The organism is Bradyrhizobium jicamae, assembly GCF_018130215.1.
GTDB lineage: Bacteria > Pseudomonadota > Alphaproteobacteria > Rhizobiales > Xanthobacteraceae > Bradyrhizobium > Bradyrhizobium jicamae_A.
On record NZ_JAFCKQ010000015.1, the window covers coordinates 102,627 to 118,417 of the forward strand.

The 15,791-nt window shown below is 65.5% G+C and carries 17 protein-coding genes; 5 read left to right on the forward strand and 12 right to left on the reverse strand.

Annotation, left to right across the window (positions count from 1 at the left end; translation table 11 throughout):
• The first annotated feature begins 46 nt into the window (after positions 1-46).
• The 3 genes from JQ586_RS18415 to JQ586_RS18425 all read left to right on the forward strand — a co-directional run bounded on the left by JQ586_RS18415 (position 47) and on the right by JQ586_RS18425 (position 3,328).
• Entirely contained in the window at positions 47-430 is a 384-nt protein-coding gene (locus JQ586_RS18415) for a carboxymuconolactone decarboxylase family protein (protein WP_212396016.1), read from the forward strand.
• A 117-nt stretch (positions 431-547) separates the two neighbouring features.
• Complete coding sequence (locus JQ586_RS18420; protein ID WP_212396017.1) at positions 548-1,456, forward strand: NAD(P)-dependent oxidoreductase; 909 nt, start codon at positions 548-550, stop codon at positions 1,454-1,456.
• 138 nt (positions 1,457-1,594) lie between these two features.
• Complete coding sequence (locus tag JQ586_RS18425; protein ID WP_212396018.1) at positions 1,595-3,328, forward strand: tannase/feruloyl esterase family alpha/beta hydrolase; 1,734 nt, start codon at positions 1,595-1,597, stop codon at positions 3,326-3,328.
• Between the two features lie 99 nt (positions 3,329-3,427).
• On the opposite strand, the gene lysA is transcribed toward JQ586_RS18425, so the two are convergent.
• The 3 genes from lysA to argH all read right to left on the reverse strand — a co-directional run bounded on the left by lysA (position 3,428) and on the right by argH (position 6,470).
• The gene (gene lysA / locus JQ586_RS18430) at positions 3,428-4,693 is read right to left on the reverse strand and encodes a diaminopimelate decarboxylase (protein WP_212396019.1); all 1,266 of its coding nucleotides are present in this window, start codon (positions 4,691-4,693) and stop codon (positions 3,428-3,430) included.
• Positions 4,694-4,708: 15 nt separating this feature from the next.
• Positions 4,709-4,981 (reverse strand): LPS translocon maturation chaperone LptM, encoded by a 273-nt coding sequence (gene lptM, locus JQ586_RS18435; protein WP_212396020.1) that lies wholly within the window; start codon positions 4,979-4,981, stop codon positions 4,709-4,711.
• A 91-nt stretch (positions 4,982-5,072) separates the two neighbouring features.
• Positions 5,073-6,470 carry an argininosuccinate lyase gene (gene argH / locus JQ586_RS18440; RefSeq protein WP_212396021.1) on the reverse strand — a complete coding sequence of 466 codons (1,398 nt, stop codon included), beginning with the start codon at positions 6,468-6,470 and terminating at the stop codon, positions 5,073-5,075.
• Positions 6,471-6,585: 115 nt separating this feature from the next.
• Between argH and tlpA the strand changes: the two genes are divergently transcribed.
• Positions 6,586-7,266, forward strand: coding sequence for a thiol:disulfide interchange protein TlpA (gene tlpA / locus JQ586_RS18445; RefSeq protein ID WP_212396022.1), 681 nt, complete (start codon positions 6,586-6,588; stop codon positions 7,264-7,266).
• Here tlpA and JQ586_RS18450 read toward each other — a convergent pair whose 3' ends face one another.
• The 7 genes from JQ586_RS18450 to JQ586_RS18480 all read right to left on the reverse strand — a co-directional run bounded on the left by JQ586_RS18450 (position 7,267) and on the right by JQ586_RS18480 (position 12,565).
• Positions 7,267-7,461 carry a putative motility protein gene (locus tag JQ586_RS18450; protein ID WP_212396023.1) on the reverse strand — a complete coding sequence of 65 codons (195 nt, stop codon included), beginning with the start codon at positions 7,459-7,461 and terminating at the stop codon, positions 7,267-7,269. It abuts the gene before it with no gap.
• A 97-nt stretch (positions 7,462-7,558) separates the two neighbouring features.
• Positions 7,559-8,653 carry a branched-chain amino acid aminotransferase gene (locus tag JQ586_RS18455; protein WP_212396024.1) on the reverse strand — a complete coding sequence of 365 codons (1,095 nt, stop codon included), beginning with the start codon at positions 8,651-8,653 and terminating at the stop codon, positions 7,559-7,561.
• Between the two features lie 175 nt (positions 8,654-8,828).
• Positions 8,829-9,710, reverse strand: a complete 882-nt coding sequence (locus JQ586_RS18460) for a 3-hydroxybutyryl-CoA dehydrogenase (RefSeq protein WP_212396025.1) — start codon at positions 9,708-9,710, stop codon at positions 8,829-8,831.
• 152 nt (positions 9,711-9,862) lie between these two features.
• Positions 9,863-10,813 (reverse strand): electron transfer flavoprotein subunit alpha/FixB family protein, encoded by a 951-nt coding sequence (locus JQ586_RS18465; protein WP_212396026.1) that lies wholly within the window; start codon positions 10,811-10,813, stop codon positions 9,863-9,865.
• Complete coding sequence (locus tag JQ586_RS18470) at positions 10,813-11,562, reverse strand: electron transfer flavoprotein subunit beta/FixA family protein (protein WP_212396027.1); 750 nt, start codon at positions 11,560-11,562, stop codon at positions 10,813-10,815. Before JQ586_RS18470 ends, JQ586_RS18465 begins: the two co-directional genes overlap by 1 nt.
• A gap of 186 nt (positions 11,563-11,748) precedes the next feature.
• Entirely contained in the window at positions 11,749-12,321 is a 573-nt protein-coding gene (locus JQ586_RS18475) for a cob(I)yrinic acid a,c-diamide adenosyltransferase (RefSeq protein WP_212396028.1), read from the reverse strand.
• A 49-nt stretch (positions 12,322-12,370) separates the two neighbouring features.
• Positions 12,371-12,565 carry a twin transmembrane helix small protein gene (locus JQ586_RS18480; RefSeq protein WP_212396029.1) on the reverse strand — a complete coding sequence of 65 codons (195 nt, stop codon included), beginning with the start codon at positions 12,563-12,565 and terminating at the stop codon, positions 12,371-12,373.
• A gap of 133 nt (positions 12,566-12,698) precedes the next feature.
• Here JQ586_RS18480 and JQ586_RS18485 point away from each other — a divergent pair, with 133 nt between their 5' ends.
• The gene (locus JQ586_RS18485) at positions 12,699-13,592 is read left to right on the forward strand and encodes a YihY/virulence factor BrkB family protein (protein WP_212396030.1); all 894 of its coding nucleotides are present in this window, start codon (positions 12,699-12,701) and stop codon (positions 13,590-13,592) included.
• On the opposite strand, the gene JQ586_RS18490 is transcribed toward JQ586_RS18485, so the two are convergent.
• Together JQ586_RS18490 and gluQRS are read right to left on the reverse strand one after the other, a co-directional pair.
• The gene (locus JQ586_RS18490) at positions 13,519-14,814 is read right to left on the reverse strand and encodes an ATP-binding protein (protein WP_212396031.1); all 1,296 of its coding nucleotides are present in this window, start codon (positions 14,812-14,814) and stop codon (positions 13,519-13,521) included. The genes JQ586_RS18485 and JQ586_RS18490 overlap by 74 nt on opposite strands.
• A gap of 87 nt (positions 14,815-14,901) precedes the next feature.
• Entirely contained in the window at positions 14,902-15,771 is an 870-nt protein-coding gene (gluQRS, locus tag JQ586_RS18495; protein WP_212396032.1) for a tRNA glutamyl-Q(34) synthetase GluQRS, read from the reverse strand.
• Positions 15,772-15,791: the final 20 nt, after the last annotated feature.

A 15,791-nucleotide genomic window follows, 5' to 3' on the forward strand; every position in this document is an offset into this window, starting at 1 on the left:
GTAACGTCCCGGGCCGAACCATCATTCCAACCTATGAGGAAACGTCATGGACCAGAAGACGCACGACAAGGGGCTGGAGATCCGCAAGGCGGTGCTCGGCGAGGCGTATGTCAACAACGCGCTGAAGAACTCGGACAGCTTCAACAAGCCGTTCCAGGAACTCGTCACCGAATATTGCTGGGGCGCCGTCTGGGGCCGCGAGGAACTGCCGCGCAAGACCCGCAGCATGCTCAACCTCGCCATGATCGCGATCCTGAACCGGCCGCACGAATTGAGGGCGCATATCAAGGGCGCGCTGACCAACGGCGTCAGCCGCGACGAGATCCGCGAGGTCTTCATGCAGGCGGCGATCTACGCCGGCATTCCCTGCGGCGTCGACAGCTTCCGCATCGCGCGCGAAGTGTTCGCCGAGATCGACAACAAGGCGTGAGGCAACCGACAATTCAACGCCGTCATTGCGGGCGGAGGAAAGCAATCCATGGCGCCGCAAGTTGAGTCGTGGATTGCTCGCCGCTTCGCTCCTCGCAATGACGAATGGAGGACATCTATGGATATCGGATTCATCGGGCTCGGGAAGATGGGCTTCCCGATGGCGCGCCGACTGATCGAGGCCGGGCACAGGCTCACCGTGTTCGACACGAGCAGGCACGCCGTCGACAGGCTGGTCGCGCTCGGCGCTGCGGCTGCAACGTCGCCGCAGGACGTCGCCGACCGGGTCGAGACCGTGATGGCGAGCCTGCCGTCGTTGCAGGCCTCGCTCGAGGTCGCGACCGGCCCCGGCGGCGTGATCGAGGGCAAGCGGGCCAGGCGCTTCATCGATCTCTCCACCGTCGGCTCCCAGATGGCAGTCAGGATTCACGACCTGCTGGCGAAGAAGAACATCGTGCAGCTCGACAGCCCGGTATCCGGCGGCGTCGCCGGCGCCGAGAAGGGCACGCTGGCGGTGATGGTGTCGGGACCGAAGGCCGATTTCGAGCTGGTCAAGGGCGCCCTCGACGTGATCGGCAAGGTGTTCTTCATCGGCACCAAGCCCGGCTCCGGCCAGACCATGAAGCTCGCCAACAATTTCCTCTCGGCGACCGCGATGGTCGCGACGTCGGAAGCCGTGGTGATGGGCGTGAAGTCCGGGCTCGATCCGGCCGTCATGATCGACGTCATCAATGCCGGCTCGGGCATGAACACCGCGAGCCGCGACAAGTTTCCGCGCTCGGTGCTGCCGCGCAGCTTCGACTTCGGCTTCGCCACCGGCCTGATGGTGAAGGACGTGCGCCTTGCGGTGGAGGAGATGCGCTCGCTCGGGCTGTCGATGGAGGTCGCCGAGGCGGTCGGCCGCATCTGGGAGACCATCATCCGCGACGAGGGCCCGGAATCGGATTTCACCGCCGCGATCAAGCCGATCGAGAAAGCGGCGGGCGTCATCGTCGGCGGGGGAAAGGGCAGCCACGCCGCCAAGTGAAATGCGCAGCCCGGATCGCTGCGCTGCATCCGGGCTGCGCCACCCCAGTCGCGCCTTCGTTCCAGTTCACCCTTGAGTTGTGATCCTGGTCGGCTATCCTGCCGGTCCCACAACTGCAAAAAAATCGGGGAGGACAGAATGAGGCGTGATCCACGCTATCTCGTCGGGGCGACCGTGGCTCTGTTTGCCGGAGCTGCGATCGCAAGTTCGCCCGCGGCGGCAACGCCGTGCACCAATCTCCAATCCTTGCAATTGCAGTACACCAAGATCACTTCGGCGACCGACAACACCACGGGGACCTTCCTCGTTCCCGGTTCTCCGCCAACCCCGATCACCGGCCTCCCCCCGTTCTGCCGCGTCACCGCAACCCTGGTCCCGAGCTCGGATTCAAACATCCAGATCGAGGTCTGGCTGCCCGAAGGCGGCTGGAACGGCAGGTTCCTCGGCACCGGAGGCGGCGGCTTCCAGGGTCAGATCACCTACACCGAGCTCGCCGCCGGTCTCAAAGCCGGCTTTGCCGCGACCAACAGCGATCTCGGCACCGGATCCTCGGGCTGCAATCCGCTGTATTGCGGTTCGAGCGGCAACATGGGCAATGCCCTCGCCATCGACTTCGGCGATCCGGCGGCACCGACGACGGGGCTGTTCGGACATCCCGAGCGGATCAAGGATTTCGGCTACCGGGCGATCCACCTGATGACCGTGCAGGGCAAGGAGATCGCCAATGCATTCTACGGCAAGCGTGCGCAACGGGCCTATTTCGCCGGGTGTTCCACCGGCGGCCAGAACGCCCTGATGGAGGCGCAGCGCTTCCCCAACGACTATGACGGCATCCTGGCGGGCGCCGCGGCGTTCAACCGCACCCATCTGCACATGGCAGGGCTTTACGGGTGGCAGAACACGCATGCGAGCCCCGGCCGGTTCATCCAGGCCGGCCAGATGACGCTGATCAATCAGGCCGTGCTCAAGCAGTGCGTCGGCCAGGACGGCGGTGCCAGCACCGACCAGTTCCTCACCGATCCGCGCGACTGTCGCTTCGATCCCAAGGTCCTGTTGTGCACCGGTGGTCAGATGCCACCCGCATGCCTGACCGCGGACCAGGTCACGACCATGCAGAAATACTACGCCGGCACGATCGATCCGGTGAACGGGCAGGTCATCAATCCGGGCTCGGAACGCGGCAACGAGACCGACGACCTGCTCGCGCTTGGCCTCGCGTTCCAGGAGCGACTTCCCGAGCCGGCCTTCGACGGCCTGTTCTACTGGGTGTTCGGGCCGAGCTTCGGCTACCCGTCCAGCTCGGTCAATTTCGCCAATTTCGACTTCCACCACGCCGTCGACACCGTCGATGACCAGCTCGCCGCGGTGCTCAACGCGACCAGCACCGATCTCAGCGACTTCCGCGGACATGGCGGCAAGCTGTTGATGTATCACGGCTGGGCCGATCCCCTGATCCCGTCGCAGAGCAGCATCAACTACTTCAATGCGCTGGTCGGCAATGAGGGCCGCGGCGTCCAGCAGGCCGGCTTCGGCAATGGCGGCAATCCGGCGCTGGCGCGGACCCAGACCTACGCCCGGCTGTTCATGGTGCCGGGGATGTACCACTGCTCCGGCGGCCCCGGCCCCAACACGTTCGATGCGCTGACGCCGCTGCTCAACTGGGTCGAGACCGGCACACCGCCGGAGACGATCCTCGCGACCAAGTTCGTCGCCGATACGCCGCCCGCGGTGCAGATGACCCGGCCGCTCTGCGTCTACCCCAAGGTCGCGAAGTACAATGGCAGCGGCAGCACCAGCATCGCCGCCAACTTCACCTGCGTCACGGACGAGATCGATTACAACCAGACGCCGGCGCCGAAATACGGGCCGTGACGCCCGAGGCGTCGCCCCATCACAACCGTCGTCCCTGCTGTCGCAGGGACGACACCGAATCAGCTGCGCTGCCGTTGCGCGATCAACGCGATCCCGGCCTCACAACCACGGCGCGGGCTTATCCATCGCGATCAGCGCGTCGACGTCGATGCGCGGGCGGATCACGGCATACCGGTCGTCCTTGACGAGCACTTCCGGCACCAAAGGCCGCGTGTTGTAGGTGCCGGACTGCACCGCGCCATAGGCGCCGGCGGTCATGATCGCCAGCAGATCGCCGGCCTTCGGCTGCGGCAGCGTGCGGTCGAGCGCAAGGTAATCGCCCGTCTCGCAGACCGGCCCGACCACGTCGGCGAGCATGGTCGGCGTGTCCTTCGCCGGTTCGCGCACCGGCAGAATGTCGTGGTGGGCCTCATACAGCGTCGGGCGGATCAGATCGTTCATCGCAGCGTCGATGATGACGAAGTTCTTCGCATCGCCCGGCTTCACGTAGATCACGCGGGTGACGAGGATGCCGGCGTTACCGACGATCATGCGGCCCGGCTCGAACATCAGCGTGCAGCCGAGATTGTGCGTCACTCGCTTGACCATCGCGGCATACGCATCGGGTGCCGGCGGCGCGGCGCGATCCATGTAATAGGGAATGCCGAGGCCGCCGCCGAAATCGACATGCGAGATGTCGTGGCCGTCGGCGCGTAGCGTCTGGACGAATTCGGCGAGCAGCCGGAAGGCGGCCTCGAGCGGACCGAGATCGGTGATCTGGCTGCCGATATGCACGTCGGCGCCGGTCACCTTGACGCCCGGCAGCTTGGCCGCGCGGGCATAGACCTCGCGCGCGCGATCGAGCGGAATGCCGAACTTGTTCTCCGACTTGCCGGTCGAGATCTTGGCATGCGTGCCGGCATCGACGTCGGGATTGACCCGCAACGAGATGCGCGCGGTCTTGCCCATCTCGACTGCAAGGCGCGACAGCAGCTCGAGCTCGGGCTCGGATTCGACGTTGATGCAGAGGATGTCGGCGGCGAGCGCGGCGCGCAGCTCGGCCGCGGTCTTGCCGACGCCGGAGAACAGGATCTTGTCGCGCGGGAAGCCGGCGGCCAGCGCCCGCTTCAACTCGCCGCCGGAGACGACGTCGGCGCCGGCCCCGAGCTTCGCCAGCGTACGCAGCACCGACTGGTTGGAGTTCGCCTTCATCGCGTAGCAGACCAGCGCCTTCTCGCCGGCGAAGGCTTCGGTGAAGACGCGATAATGCCGCTCCAGCGTCGCCGTCGAATAGCAATAGAACGGCGTGCCGACGGCTTCCGCGAGCTCAATGAGATTGACTGCCTCGGCGTGCAGAACGCCGTTGCGATAGTCGAAATGGTTCATGGCACGCTTTGGTTCTTAGTTGCCGAGCAGCGGATCGAGGATGAACGATTTTTTCGCGCCTTTCGGAGCGTTCGGCGTGGCGTCCGATCCAAAGGTCGGATTGAACACGCTGGGCTGGTTGGCGCGCTCGGTCTCGCTGTCCGTGGCCTGCGCGGTCGGCGCGGTGTTCGACGCCGTCGGCGGCAGCTCGAGCGGTCCCTTGCGGCCGCAGCCGCCGAGCGCAAGCGCGGCAGCACTCAGCACAATGATGGCCCATCCCGACCGGGTCAGGCTTGTCTTGCTAGTCACGACGAAATCCCCAATTCGGGCCGCACCATACAAACATTGCCACGCTCTGGCGAGACCCGCCGGCCGCGGAAATGATTGGGAAACTTGATGTTCAGCCCAATTTTCGCTCTTTTTCCAGCCGCTTGGCCCACGCTTTGGCTTGCGCCAGCACGTTCTTCGGCGCGGTGCCGCCGAATGAGGTCCGGCTCTTCACGGAGGATTCCACGCTGAGCACCTTCAGCGCTTCCGCCGTGATCCTGGCTTCGACCTCCTGCATCGCCTTCAGAGGCAGCTCGTGCAGCGCCACGCCCTGCTTCGAGGCGAGGCCCACGATGCGCCCGGTGACGTGGTGGGCGTCGCGGAACGGCATTTTCAGGGTTCGCACCAGCCAGTCTGCAAGGTCGGTCGCGGTGGAATAGCCCTCGCCGGCCGCGGCTTTCATCCGCGCCTCGTCCGGCACGAGATCCTCGACCATGCCGGTCATGGCGCGGATCGCAAGCGACAGCGCGGCGAACGCTTCCATGGCGCCCTGCTTGTCCTCCTGCATGTCCTTTTGATAGGCAAGCGGCAGGCCTTTCATCACGATCAGCAACGCGGTGAGTGCGCCGATCACGCGGCCGGTCTTGGCGCGCACCAGTTCCGCCGCATCCGGGTTGCGCTTCTGCGGCATGATCGACGAGCCGGTGGTGAACTTGTCGCTGAGCCTGACGAGACCGACCAGCGGCGAGGTCCAGATCACGATCTCCTCGGCAAAGCGCGACATGTGCACGGCGCAGATCGCCGCCGCCGACAGCGTCTCCAGCACGAAGTCGCGGTCCGACACCGCGTCGAGCGAATTGGCCATCGGACGGTCGAAGCCGAGCGCCCTGGCCGTGGCGGCCCGATCGATCGGGAACGAGGTGCCGGCGAGCGCGGCCGCGCCGAGCGGCGATTCGTTCAGCCGCTTGCGCGCATCGGCGAAACGGCCGCGGTCGCGGCCGGCCATCTCGACATAGGCGAGCAGATGGTGGCCGAAGGTGACGGGCTGCGCGGTCTGCAGGTGGGTGAAGCCCGGCATCACGGTCGCGGCATGTTCCGTCGCGCGGGCGACCAGCGCCTTCTGGAATGCGGCCAGTGCCGCGTCCGTCTCGTCGATCGTGTCGCGGACATAGAGGCGGAAATCGGTCGCGACCTGGTCGTTGCGCGAGCGTGCAGTGTGCAGGCGGCCCGCGGGCGGCCCGATCAGCTCCGACAGACGCGACTCGACGTTCATATGGATATCTTCGAGCGCGCGCTTGAAGTCGAAACCGCCCTTGCCGATTTCTGACAAAATCGTGTCTAGACCTTTGCCGATATTTTTCGCATCAGCGGCGGTGATGATACCTTGTGCGGCGAGCATCGCCGCGTGGGCCTTGGACGCGGCGATGTCCTGGGCATAAAGGTGACGGTCGACGTCGATGGAGACGTTGATTTCCTCCATGATCGCATCGGGACGCTCCGAGAACCGGCCGCCCCACATCTTGTTGCTCATGACTTCTCGCTCACGACTTTGTATTCGGGCCTTGCGGTTTCGTGCCGGGATCGGCGAAACGAGCCGCAAGTTCCGATCGTAATTCACGGCACTGCATAGCCATATCTGACCCGGGATGACAAACGATATGCCAGAGACGACCCCGCCCAAATCACCCACCACGCGGCGGATTCCGCTCGTCATCGGCGCAGTGCTGATCGGGGCTGTGCTCGGCTATATCGGCGTGTCGAGCCTGAGGCACCCCCCCGGCGGCGACGCGGCCTGCGACGGCGCGGTGGCTCTGGCGAAGAAGATCGCCCCGCTGGCCCATGGCGAGGTCGCGGCGCTGACCATGGCGACAACCCCGCTCCGCCTGCCAGATCTGGCCTTCGAGGACGCGAACGGCCAGCCCAGGAAGCTGTCGGATTTCCGCGGCAAGACCCTGCTGGTCAATCTCTGGGCCACCTGGTGCGTGCCCTGCCGTCGCGAGATGCCGGCGCTGGACAGCCTGCAAACCAGGCTCGGCGGCAAGGATTTCGAAGTGGTCGCGATCAACATCGACACCCGCGACCCCGACAAGCCGAAGAACTTCCTGAAAGAGGCCAACCTGACCGGGCTCAGCTATTTCAGCGACCAGAAAGCCAAGGTATTTCAGGATCTTAAGAACATAGGTAAGGCACTGGGGATGCCGACCTCGGTGCTGGTCGATGCCAAGGGCTGCGAGATCGCCAATATCGCCGGCCCCGCCGAATGGGCCAGCGACGATGCCATCACGCTGCTCAAGGCCGCGGTGCAGCCGGCCTCGGCGGGTTACTGATCACGCTGTGACGTTGAGATTGTCGCCGATGCCCGGACCGAGATTGGCGGTCGAGGGCGAACCGGTGCCGAGCAGGGTCTGAACGGCGAATTTTTCCGCGTCCAGATTTTGCCTGGTCAGCGTGGTCGCGATCTGGCCCTGCAAATTGCCCTGCTGCATCCCCAGGATGCTGGTGACCATGCTCATCGTGTCCATCGGCGATACTCCCGGATCGTCGACGGCGTAACGCGCGAAAGTTAACGGCGCGTAGCGATGGCCGCGTCGTGCTGACGCACCCCTGCTCGAAAGCGCCCTACTTGATCCGATGCACCCAGCCGAACTCGTCGGCGACTTCGCCGCGCTGGATGCCGACCAGCCTGGCCTTGATCGCTGATGTCACCGGGCCGGTTGTGCCGTCGGATATCACGATGTCGCCGGCGCTGCTCTTGATCTTGCCGATCGAGGCGACGACGGCGGCGGTGCCGCAGGCGAAGGCTTCCTTGAGCTTGCCGCTCGCCGCATCTGCACGCCACTGGTCGATCGAGTAGCGCTCCTCGCGGACCGTGCGGCCTTCCTTCCGGGCCAGCGTGATGATGGCGTCGCGCGTGATGCCCGGCAGGATGGTGCCCGACAGCGGCGGCGTCACCAGCGAACCGTCGTCCATCACGAAGAATACGTTCATGCCGCCGAGTTCCTCGACCCAGCGATGCTCGGCCGCATCGAGGAACACGACCTGGTCGCAGCCATTCTCCATGGCCTCGGCCTGAGCCAAGAGGCTCGACGCATAATTGCCGCCGCATTTGGCCGCGCCGGTGCCACCTTCGGCCGCGCGGGTGTAGCGGTCGGTCAGCCACACCGTCACGGGCTTCTCGCCGCCCTTGAAATAGGAGCCGACCGAGCTTGCGATCAGCATGAAGAGGTATTCGTGAGACGGCCGGACGCCGAGGAAGGCCTCGGTCGCGAACATGAAGGGCCGCAGATAGAGGCTGCCGTCGCCTTTCGGAATCCAGGCCGTGTCGATCTTCACGAGTTCGTCGACCGCCTGCAGGAACACAGCCTCGGGCAATTCCGGCATCGCCATGCGGGCCGCCGATTGTTGGAAACGGCGGGCGTTCTGGTCCGGACGAAACAGGGCGATGGTACCGTCGCTGAGGTTGTACGCTTTCAGACCCTCGAAAATTTCCTGGCCATAGTGCAGGACGGCGGCGGCCGGATCGAGCGTGACCGGCGCGCGGGCACAAACTTCTGCGTCGTGCCAGCCGCGATCCTTGGTCCAGCGGATCACCACCATGTGGTCGGAGAAGACCTTGCCGAAGCCCGGATCCTTCAGCAGGTCCGCCCTGACGTCGGCCGCCACCGGCCGGTCCGTGGGGCGGCGGGAGAAGGCGGTCTTCGTATGAGCGTTCATCGGCAAGCAACCCTGCTAGGCGCGCATAGTCCGCGCGGGAAATGGTTTCGATAAGCCCTGCGCCGATCAAGTCAAGCGCGGCCGCGGAATGGCCGTCAGGCCCAGCCGACAGGAGAGTCTTGCCTTCGCTGCCGCAGCATGCGGGCCTGCGCCGCGCGACGATGCGCCAGGCGCTTCAGCGGGTCGGGACCGGCTTGTCGCCGCGATAGTCGTAGAAGCCGCGCTGGGTCTTCCGTCCAAGCCAGCCGGCCTCGACGTATTTCACCAGCAGCGGGCACGGCCGGTACTTGGAGTCGGCGAGCCCCTCGTGCAGCACCTGCATGATCGACAGGCAGGTGTCGAGACCGATGAAATCGGCGAGCTCGAGCGGCCCCATCGGATGATGCGCACCAAGCTTCATCGCAGCATCGATCGCCTCGACATTGCCGACGCCTTCATACAGCGTGTAGATCGCCTCGTTGATCATCGGCAACAGGATACGGTTGACGATGAAGGCCGGGAAATCCTCCGAGACCGCAACCTGCTTGCCGAGCTTGCTGACGAAGGCCTTCGCGGTGTCGAAGGTCACGTCGTCGGTGGCAATGCCGCGGATCAACTCGACCAGTTCCATCACCGGCACCGGATTCATGAAGTGAATGCCGATGAAGCGCTCGGGGCGGTCGGTCGACGCCGCCAGGCGCGTGATCGAAATCGACGAGGTGTTGGAGGCGACGATCGCCTCGGGCTTCAACACCGCGCAGACGTCGTGAAAGATCTTGCGCTTGGTCTCTTCCTTCTCGACCGCGGTCTCGATCACGAGATCGCAATCGGCCAGCGCATCCAGCGTCTCGGCGGAGCTGATGCGGTCGAGCGCCTGCTTGCGCTCGGCATCACTGATGGTCTGCCTCGAGACCTGGCGGGTCAGATTGCCGTTGATGGTCGCCAGCGCGGATTTCAGCCGGTCGCCGGACACGTCGTTGAGCACCACGTCAAAGCCGGCCAAGGCCGCGACATGCGCAATGCCGTTGCCCATCTGGCCGGAACCGATCACGCCGACTTTCTTGATTGCCACCGTCATCTTGTCATCCACCGGAACGGCGCGCTATCCGCGCCTGCCCTATCCCACGATACCCGAAAGCAAAGCCTTCCGGGTGCCCAATCCGCCGGAAAACGCTTCCCCAAAATATAAACACCGGCCGGAGATTTGCCATCCGGCCGGTGCCTTGTCGCTTACTTTCCGAGCTTGCCGAGCGCTTCGGTCAATTCCGGAACCGCCTGGTAGAGATCGGCGACCAGGCCGTAATCGGCGACCTGGAAGATCGGTGCGTCCTCATCCTTGTTGATGGCGACGATCACCTTGGAGTCCTTCATGCCGGCCAGATGCTGGATTGCGCCGGAGATGCCGACCGCGACATAAAGTTCCGGGGCCACCACCTTGCCGGTCTGGCCGACCTGCCAGTCGTTCGGCGCATAGCCGGCATCGACCGCGGCGCGCGAGGCGCCGACGCCGGCGCCGAGCTTGTCGGCGAGCGGCTCGATGTACTTGGCGAAGTTCTCGCGGCTCTGCATGGCGCGGCCGCCGGAAACGATGATCTTGGCCGAGGTCAGCTCCGGACGGTCGCTCTTGGCGACCTCCTCGCCCACGAACGACGACAGGCCGGGATCGGCCGCCGACGCGGCGTTCTCGATATCAGCGCTGCCGCCTTCGCCGGCAGCGGCGAAGGTCGAGGTGCGCACGGTGATGACCTTCTTGGCGTCCTTCGACTTCACGGTCTGGATCGCATTGCCGGCATAGATCGGACGCTCGAATGTATCGGGCGCCACCACCTTGATGATCTCGGACACCTGCATGACGTCGAGCAGCGCTGCGACGCGCGGCATCACGTTCTTGAAGCGCGAGGTCGCGGGCGCGACGAAGGCGTCATAGCCGGGGGCCAGCGCCACGATCAGCGCGGCCAGCGGTTCGGCGAGGTCGTGCTCGTAGGCGGGGCCTTCCGCGACCAGCACCTTGGTCACGCCGGCGAGCTTGGCCGCGGCTTCAGCCGCCGCCTTGGTGCCCTGGCCGCCGCCGGCGACCAGCACATGCACATCGCCGCCGAGCTGCGAAGCTGCGGTCAGCGCCTTGTTGGTGGCGTCCTTCAGGGTCTCGTGGTCGTGTTCGGCAATCAGCAGCGTCGTCATCAGAGAACCCCGGCTTCGGTCTTGAGCTTGTTCACGAGTTCGGCGACGTCCTTGACCTTGACGCCCGCCTTGCGGCCCGCCGGCTCCGCCGTCTTCAGCACTTCCAGACGCGGCGTCAGGTCGACGCCGTAATCCGCGGCGCTCTTGTCGTCGATCGGCTTCTTCTTCGCCTTCATGATGTTGGGCAGCGAGGCATAGCGCGGCTCGTTGAGGCGAAGGTCGGTGGTGACGATCGCCGGGCCCTTCAGCTTGATGGTCTGCAGGCCGCCGTCGACCTCGCGCGTGACCTTGAAGTCGGAGCCGTCGACCTCGAGCTTTGAGGCGAAGGTCGCCTGCGACCAGCCGAGCAGCGCGGCCAGCATCTGGCCGGTCTGGTTCGAGTCGTCGTCGATCGCCTGCTTGCCGAGGATGACGAGGCCGGGCTTCTCGGCATCGACCACCGACTTGAGGATCTTGGCAACCGCAAGCGGCTCGACGGCGCCTTCGGCCTTGACCAGGATGCCGCGGTCGGCGCCCATCGCAAGCCCGGTACGAATGGTCTCGGAAGCCTGCGCCGGTCCGATCGAGACCACCACCACCTCGGTCGCCTTGCCGGCTTCCTTGAGCCGCAGAGCTTCCTCGACGGCGATCTCGTCGAACGGGTTCATCGACATCTTGACGTTGGCGAGTTCAACACCCGATCCGTCACTCTTGACGCGGACCTTGACGTTGTAGTCGACGACCCGCTTTACCGGCACAAGAACCTTCATCGATCCTCTTTCGCTTGATTTTATGGGTTTTGGTTGGCTGGCGCGGAACCTAAAGGTCCAGTTACCCCCGGTCAACGCGCCAAAGCCAAAAAACCGGCCTCCCGATTTTGAGGCACTTTAGAGCGTTTTCGAGCGAAGTGGATACCGGTTCGGGTGAAGAAAACACGATTCCATCGGAACGGAGCTCTAGCGGTTCTGGCCGGGCACCCACAGCACGTCCCGGGCCCCCTTGTCGTTCTGGAAGCGGCTGGCAACGAACAGGAAATCCGACAGGCGGTTCATATACTGGATGCCAGCGCCGTTGACCGGCTCGTCGGGCCTGGCGGCGAGTTCCACCATCACGCGTTCCGCCCGGCGACATATGGTGCGGGCGAGATGCAGATAGGCGGCCGCGGGCGTGCCGCCGGGCAGCACGAACGAGGTCAGCGGCGCGAGCTGGTCGTTCAAACTGTCGATGTCGTGCTCGAGCCGCTCGACCTGGCTCGCCAGCACCCGCAAGCGCTCGGCCTTGCCCTCGCGCTCGGGTACCGCAAGGTCGGCACCGAGATCGAACAGGTCGTTCTGGATCCGCGCCAGCATCGCATCGAGCGCGGGACTGTCAGCCAGATGCAGCCGCACCACGCCGATCGCGGCATTGGTCTCGTCGACCGTGCCATAGGCAGCGACGCGCAGATCATATTTCGGGCGGCGCTCGCCGGAGCCGAGCGCCGTGGTGCCGTCATCACCGGTGCGCGTGTAAATGCGATTGAGAACGACCATGGTCGTGATCTCCCAGAGTTTGCGCGCGATCCGTCCGCATATCTCGGCGCTAGTGTCCCATTGCCCAGACCGCGATCATGGTGATGACGATGGCAATGAATTGCAGCAGCACGCGCAGCCGCATCAGCTTCTGCGACGTGTTCGGCGAGCCTCCCTTCATCATGTTGACGAGGCCGAGCAGCAGCACCAGCGCGACGGCGGCGACTGCGATGGGAAGTACGAACGAGCTGAGGAAGGATGCCATCGGGGGTACATAACACCGCGCAGAGGAGACTTCCACCGACCGCGGCGATGCAACCAACTGGCTTTTCAACGCATAATATCGGAAGCTGGGTCCGTTATCGGATCGCGCCGTTTTCGACAATGCCGGGTGGAATGTGAAGCAGCTTCGTTACGTCACCCACGTCGTGATCGATGCCTTTTACACGTTCCTCGCCGATGACGGGTGGGCGATCGCGAGCCATATCGCGTTGTCGACGCTGATGGCGCTGTTTCCGTTCCTGATCGTTCTGACGTCGCTCGCCGGCTTCTTCGGGTCCAAGGAGCTGGCCGACCAGGCGGTCGGCCTGTTGCTGCAGGTCTGGCCGCGGCAGGTCGCCGACGCGCTGTCCGACCAGATCCACGACGTGCTGACCACGACCCGCGGCGATATCCTGACCATCGGCGCTGTCCTTGCGGTGTACTTCGCCTCCAACGGTGTCGAGGCGCTGCGGGTAGCGCTGAACCGCGCCTACGCGGTCGCCGAGCTGCGTCGCTGGTACTGGCTGCGGCTGGAATCGATCGGCTACACGCTGGTGGCCGCGTTCACCTCGCTGGCGATGGCGTTCCTGATCGTGCTCGGGCCGCTGATCATCGAAGCCACGCGGCGTCACATTCCGTTCTTCGTCGAATCCAACGAGAGCCTGCTCAACACCGCGCGCTATGGCGTCACGGTGCTGGCGCTGGTCGTCGCGCTCTTCATCCTGCATGCCTGGCTGCCGGCCGGCCGCCGCGGCTTCATGCAGATCCTGCCCGGCATCATCTTCACCATGGTGGCCTCGCTGATCTCGGGCATCGGGTTCGGCATGTACCTGGCGCGCTTCGCCAACAACTACGTCACGATGTATGCAGGGCTCGCCTCGGTGATCATCGCGCTGGTGTTCCTGTATTTCATAGCCGCGATCTTCGTCTATGGCGGCGAACTGAACGCGGCGATCATCAAGTCGCGGCTGCCGCGGGGCGTGTCGCTTCAAGCAGCGCAGTCGCTAAAGCCCGCGGAGAAACAGGCTTGACCAGGAAGGCGTCGGCGCCGGCGGCACGCGCGGCGGCCTCGTCCTCGGCCCGGCCGGAAATCCCGATGATGGCGACGCGCCCCTGTGGCGGCGGCAGCGCGCGGATGCGCGTGATCGCCTCGACGCCGCCGATACCCGGCAGCACCATGTCCATCAGCACCGCATCGAAGGCGCCCTGAGCGAGGCGATCGGGCGCCGCCTCGCCCTGTCCGACGAATTCGGTGTGGTGCCCGAGCTCGGTCAGGATCGTGTTGAGCACCACGCGGCCGAACGGATTGTCCTCGACACTGAGCAGCCGCAGCGGCCGCGCTCCGCTCCCGGCCGCATCGCCGTCGGACATGATGGTGACGGGCCCCGCCGCCAGAGCCAGCAACACGTTCAACGTGAACGTGGTACCGCCGCCCTTGCGCGCGCTGGCGACGATGTCGCCTCCCATGGCCCGCGCGAGCTGCTTCACCGAGGACAGGCCGAGCCCGGCGCCGCCGAACCGCGATGCGATCGAGACATTGGCCTGCGAGAACGGCCGGAACAGACGCTTGGCCTCATCGAGCGTCAGGCCGATGCCGCTGTCGGAGACCGCGAACACGACCCCGACACGGCCCTTGGGAGCCCGTGCCGGCGTCACCTGCAGGGCGACATGGCCCTGCTCGGTGAACTTGACGGCGTTGTCGACCAGGTTCTCCAGCGCCGCCCGCAAGCGGACGGGATCACCGACCGCGAAGGCGGGGAGCTTGTCGGACAGCTCGACGGATGCCTGCAGCCCCTTGGCCGCGGCACGACCGGCCAGCGAGTCGCCGGCATTCCGCGCCAGCGTGCGCAGATCGAAGAAATCCTGCCGGACCTCGAGCCCGAACCCCTCGCTCCTGGCGGCGTCGACAAAGACGGTCGCCAGGCTCGCAAGATGTTCCGCGCCCGCCTTGATGGTGTCGACCCAGCGCCGCTCGCGCTCGCCGAGATCGGAGGTCGCGAGCAGATTGCTGATCGCAAGGATCCCGGTCAGCGGCGTCCGGACTTCATGGGCAAAGGCGGCGAGCGCGGTTTCGACCACGCCGGCGCCGGGGCTGGACCTGGACCTGGACCTGGTCCTGGTCTTGCTTTTGGACCTGGTTTTGGGCCCGGCCGCGCTGGGCTTGCGGCGCGGCTTGGCCGACGGGGCGCGCTTTTTCGACGGCGTCTTTTTCAGTTGCCGCGAGTTGCGCCGTCCGCGCGATGGTGCCGCCATGGTCTCCATTGTCCCCGCCCGGGGATCAGCATGCCATGGCCGCACCATCGGAGTCACGGCAGCGTCAGTCGAATACCAACCGCAAAACTACGGCAGGCCGACCAGACGGCGAATATCGACCGAGCTCGCACCCTCCGCGCGTAATTCGCGCAGTCCCGTCGCGCGGGTCGACTTGGAAAGCTTCCGGCCGGCATCGTCGCGGATCAGCGGATGGTGGCGGTAGGCCGGTGGCGACAGACCGAGCAATTGCTGGAGCAGGCGATGGACGCTCGTCGAGCGGAACAGGTCCACGCCCCGCACCACGTCGGTGACGCCCTGCAGGGCGTCGTCGATCACGACCGAGAGATGGTAGCTGGTCGGGGTCTCCTTGCGCGCCAGGATGACGTCGCCCCAGTCCTCCGGACGGGCGGCGACCTCGCCGGTCGCACCGGCGGGACCTTCACCATGCTCGTGCCAGCAGAGCTCGCCGGCGCGCGCGATGGCCGCTGCCATGTCGAGCCGCAGCGCGAACGGCGCACCCTGCCCGATCAGGCGATCGCGCGCGTCGGTATGCAGGGACCTGGCCGTGCCAGGATAGAGCGGCGCGCCGTCCGGATCCCGCGGCCACGGCCCGGCGGCTTCCTTGCCCGCGACCAGCCGCGCGATCTCGGCCCGGCTCTCGAAGCTCGGATAGATCAGCCCCTGTTCCGACAATCCGTCGATCGCCGCGCGATACGCGGCAAAATGCTCCGACTGCCGCCGCACCGGCGTTTCCCAGGCGACGCCGAGCCAGGCAAGGTCCTCGTAGATCGCCTCCTCGAACTCGGGACGGCAGCGTGTCGCGTCGATATCCTCGATCCGCAGCAGCAAGCGCCCGCCCGCCTGTCGCGCCAGGTCGAAATTGAGCAGCGCCGAATAGGCATGACCGAGATGCAGGTAGCCGTTCGGACTTGGTGCAAAGCGGAAAACGGGCGGCATGGTGATCGTCGTCGTTGCCG

Excerpts from the sequence above, each read along its gene's own strand:
- JQ586_RS18475 (WP_212396028.1), bottom strand. The coding sequence starts at position 12,321 with ATGGTCGTTCTCAATCGCATTTACACGCGCACCGGTGATGACGGCACC.
- JQ586_RS18455 (WP_212396024.1), bottom strand. The coding sequence starts at position 8,653 with ATGAACGCTCATACGAAGACCGCCTTCTCCCGCCGCCCCACGGACCGG.
- gluQRS (WP_212396032.1), bottom strand. The coding sequence starts at position 15,771 with ATGCCGCCCGTTTTCCGCTTTGCACCAAGTCCGAACGGCTACCTGCAT.
- lysA (WP_212396019.1), bottom strand. The coding sequence starts at position 4,693 with ATGAACCATTTCGACTATCGCAACGGCGTTCTGCACGCCGAGGCAGTC.
- JQ586_RS18450 (WP_212396023.1), bottom strand. The coding sequence starts at position 7,461 with ATGGACACGATGAGCATGGTCACCAGCATCCTGGGGATGCAGCAGGGC.
- tlpA (WP_212396022.1), top strand. The coding sequence starts at position 6,586 with ATGACAAACGATATGCCAGAGACGACCCCGCCCAAATCACCCACCACG.
- JQ586_RS18420 (WP_212396017.1), top strand. The coding sequence starts at position 548 with ATGGATATCGGATTCATCGGGCTCGGGAAGATGGGCTTCCCGATGGCG.
- argH (WP_212396021.1), bottom strand. The coding sequence starts at position 6,470 with ATGAGCAACAAGATGTGGGGCGGCCGGTTCTCGGAGCGTCCCGATGCG.
- JQ586_RS18465 (WP_212396026.1), bottom strand. The coding sequence starts at position 10,813 with ATGACGACGCTGCTGATTGCCGAACACGACCACGAGACCCTGAAGGAC.
- JQ586_RS18490 (WP_212396031.1), bottom strand. The coding sequence starts at position 14,814 with ATGGCGGCACCATCGCGCGGACGGCGCAACTCGCGGCAACTGAAAAAG.
- JQ586_RS18470 (WP_212396027.1), bottom strand. The coding sequence starts at position 11,562 with ATGAAGGTTCTTGTGCCGGTAAAGCGGGTCGTCGACTACAACGTCAAG.
- JQ586_RS18425 (WP_212396018.1), top strand. The coding sequence starts at position 1,595 with ATGAGGCGTGATCCACGCTATCTCGTCGGGGCGACCGTGGCTCTGTTT.
- JQ586_RS18460 (WP_212396025.1), bottom strand. The coding sequence starts at position 9,710 with ATGACGGTGGCAATCAAGAAAGTCGGCGTGATCGGTTCCGGCCAGATG.
- JQ586_RS18415 (WP_212396016.1), top strand. The coding sequence starts at position 47 with ATGGACCAGAAGACGCACGACAAGGGGCTGGAGATCCGCAAGGCGGTG.
- JQ586_RS18480 (WP_212396029.1), bottom strand. The coding sequence starts at position 12,565 with ATGGCATCCTTCCTCAGCTCGTTCGTACTTCCCATCGCAGTCGCCGCC.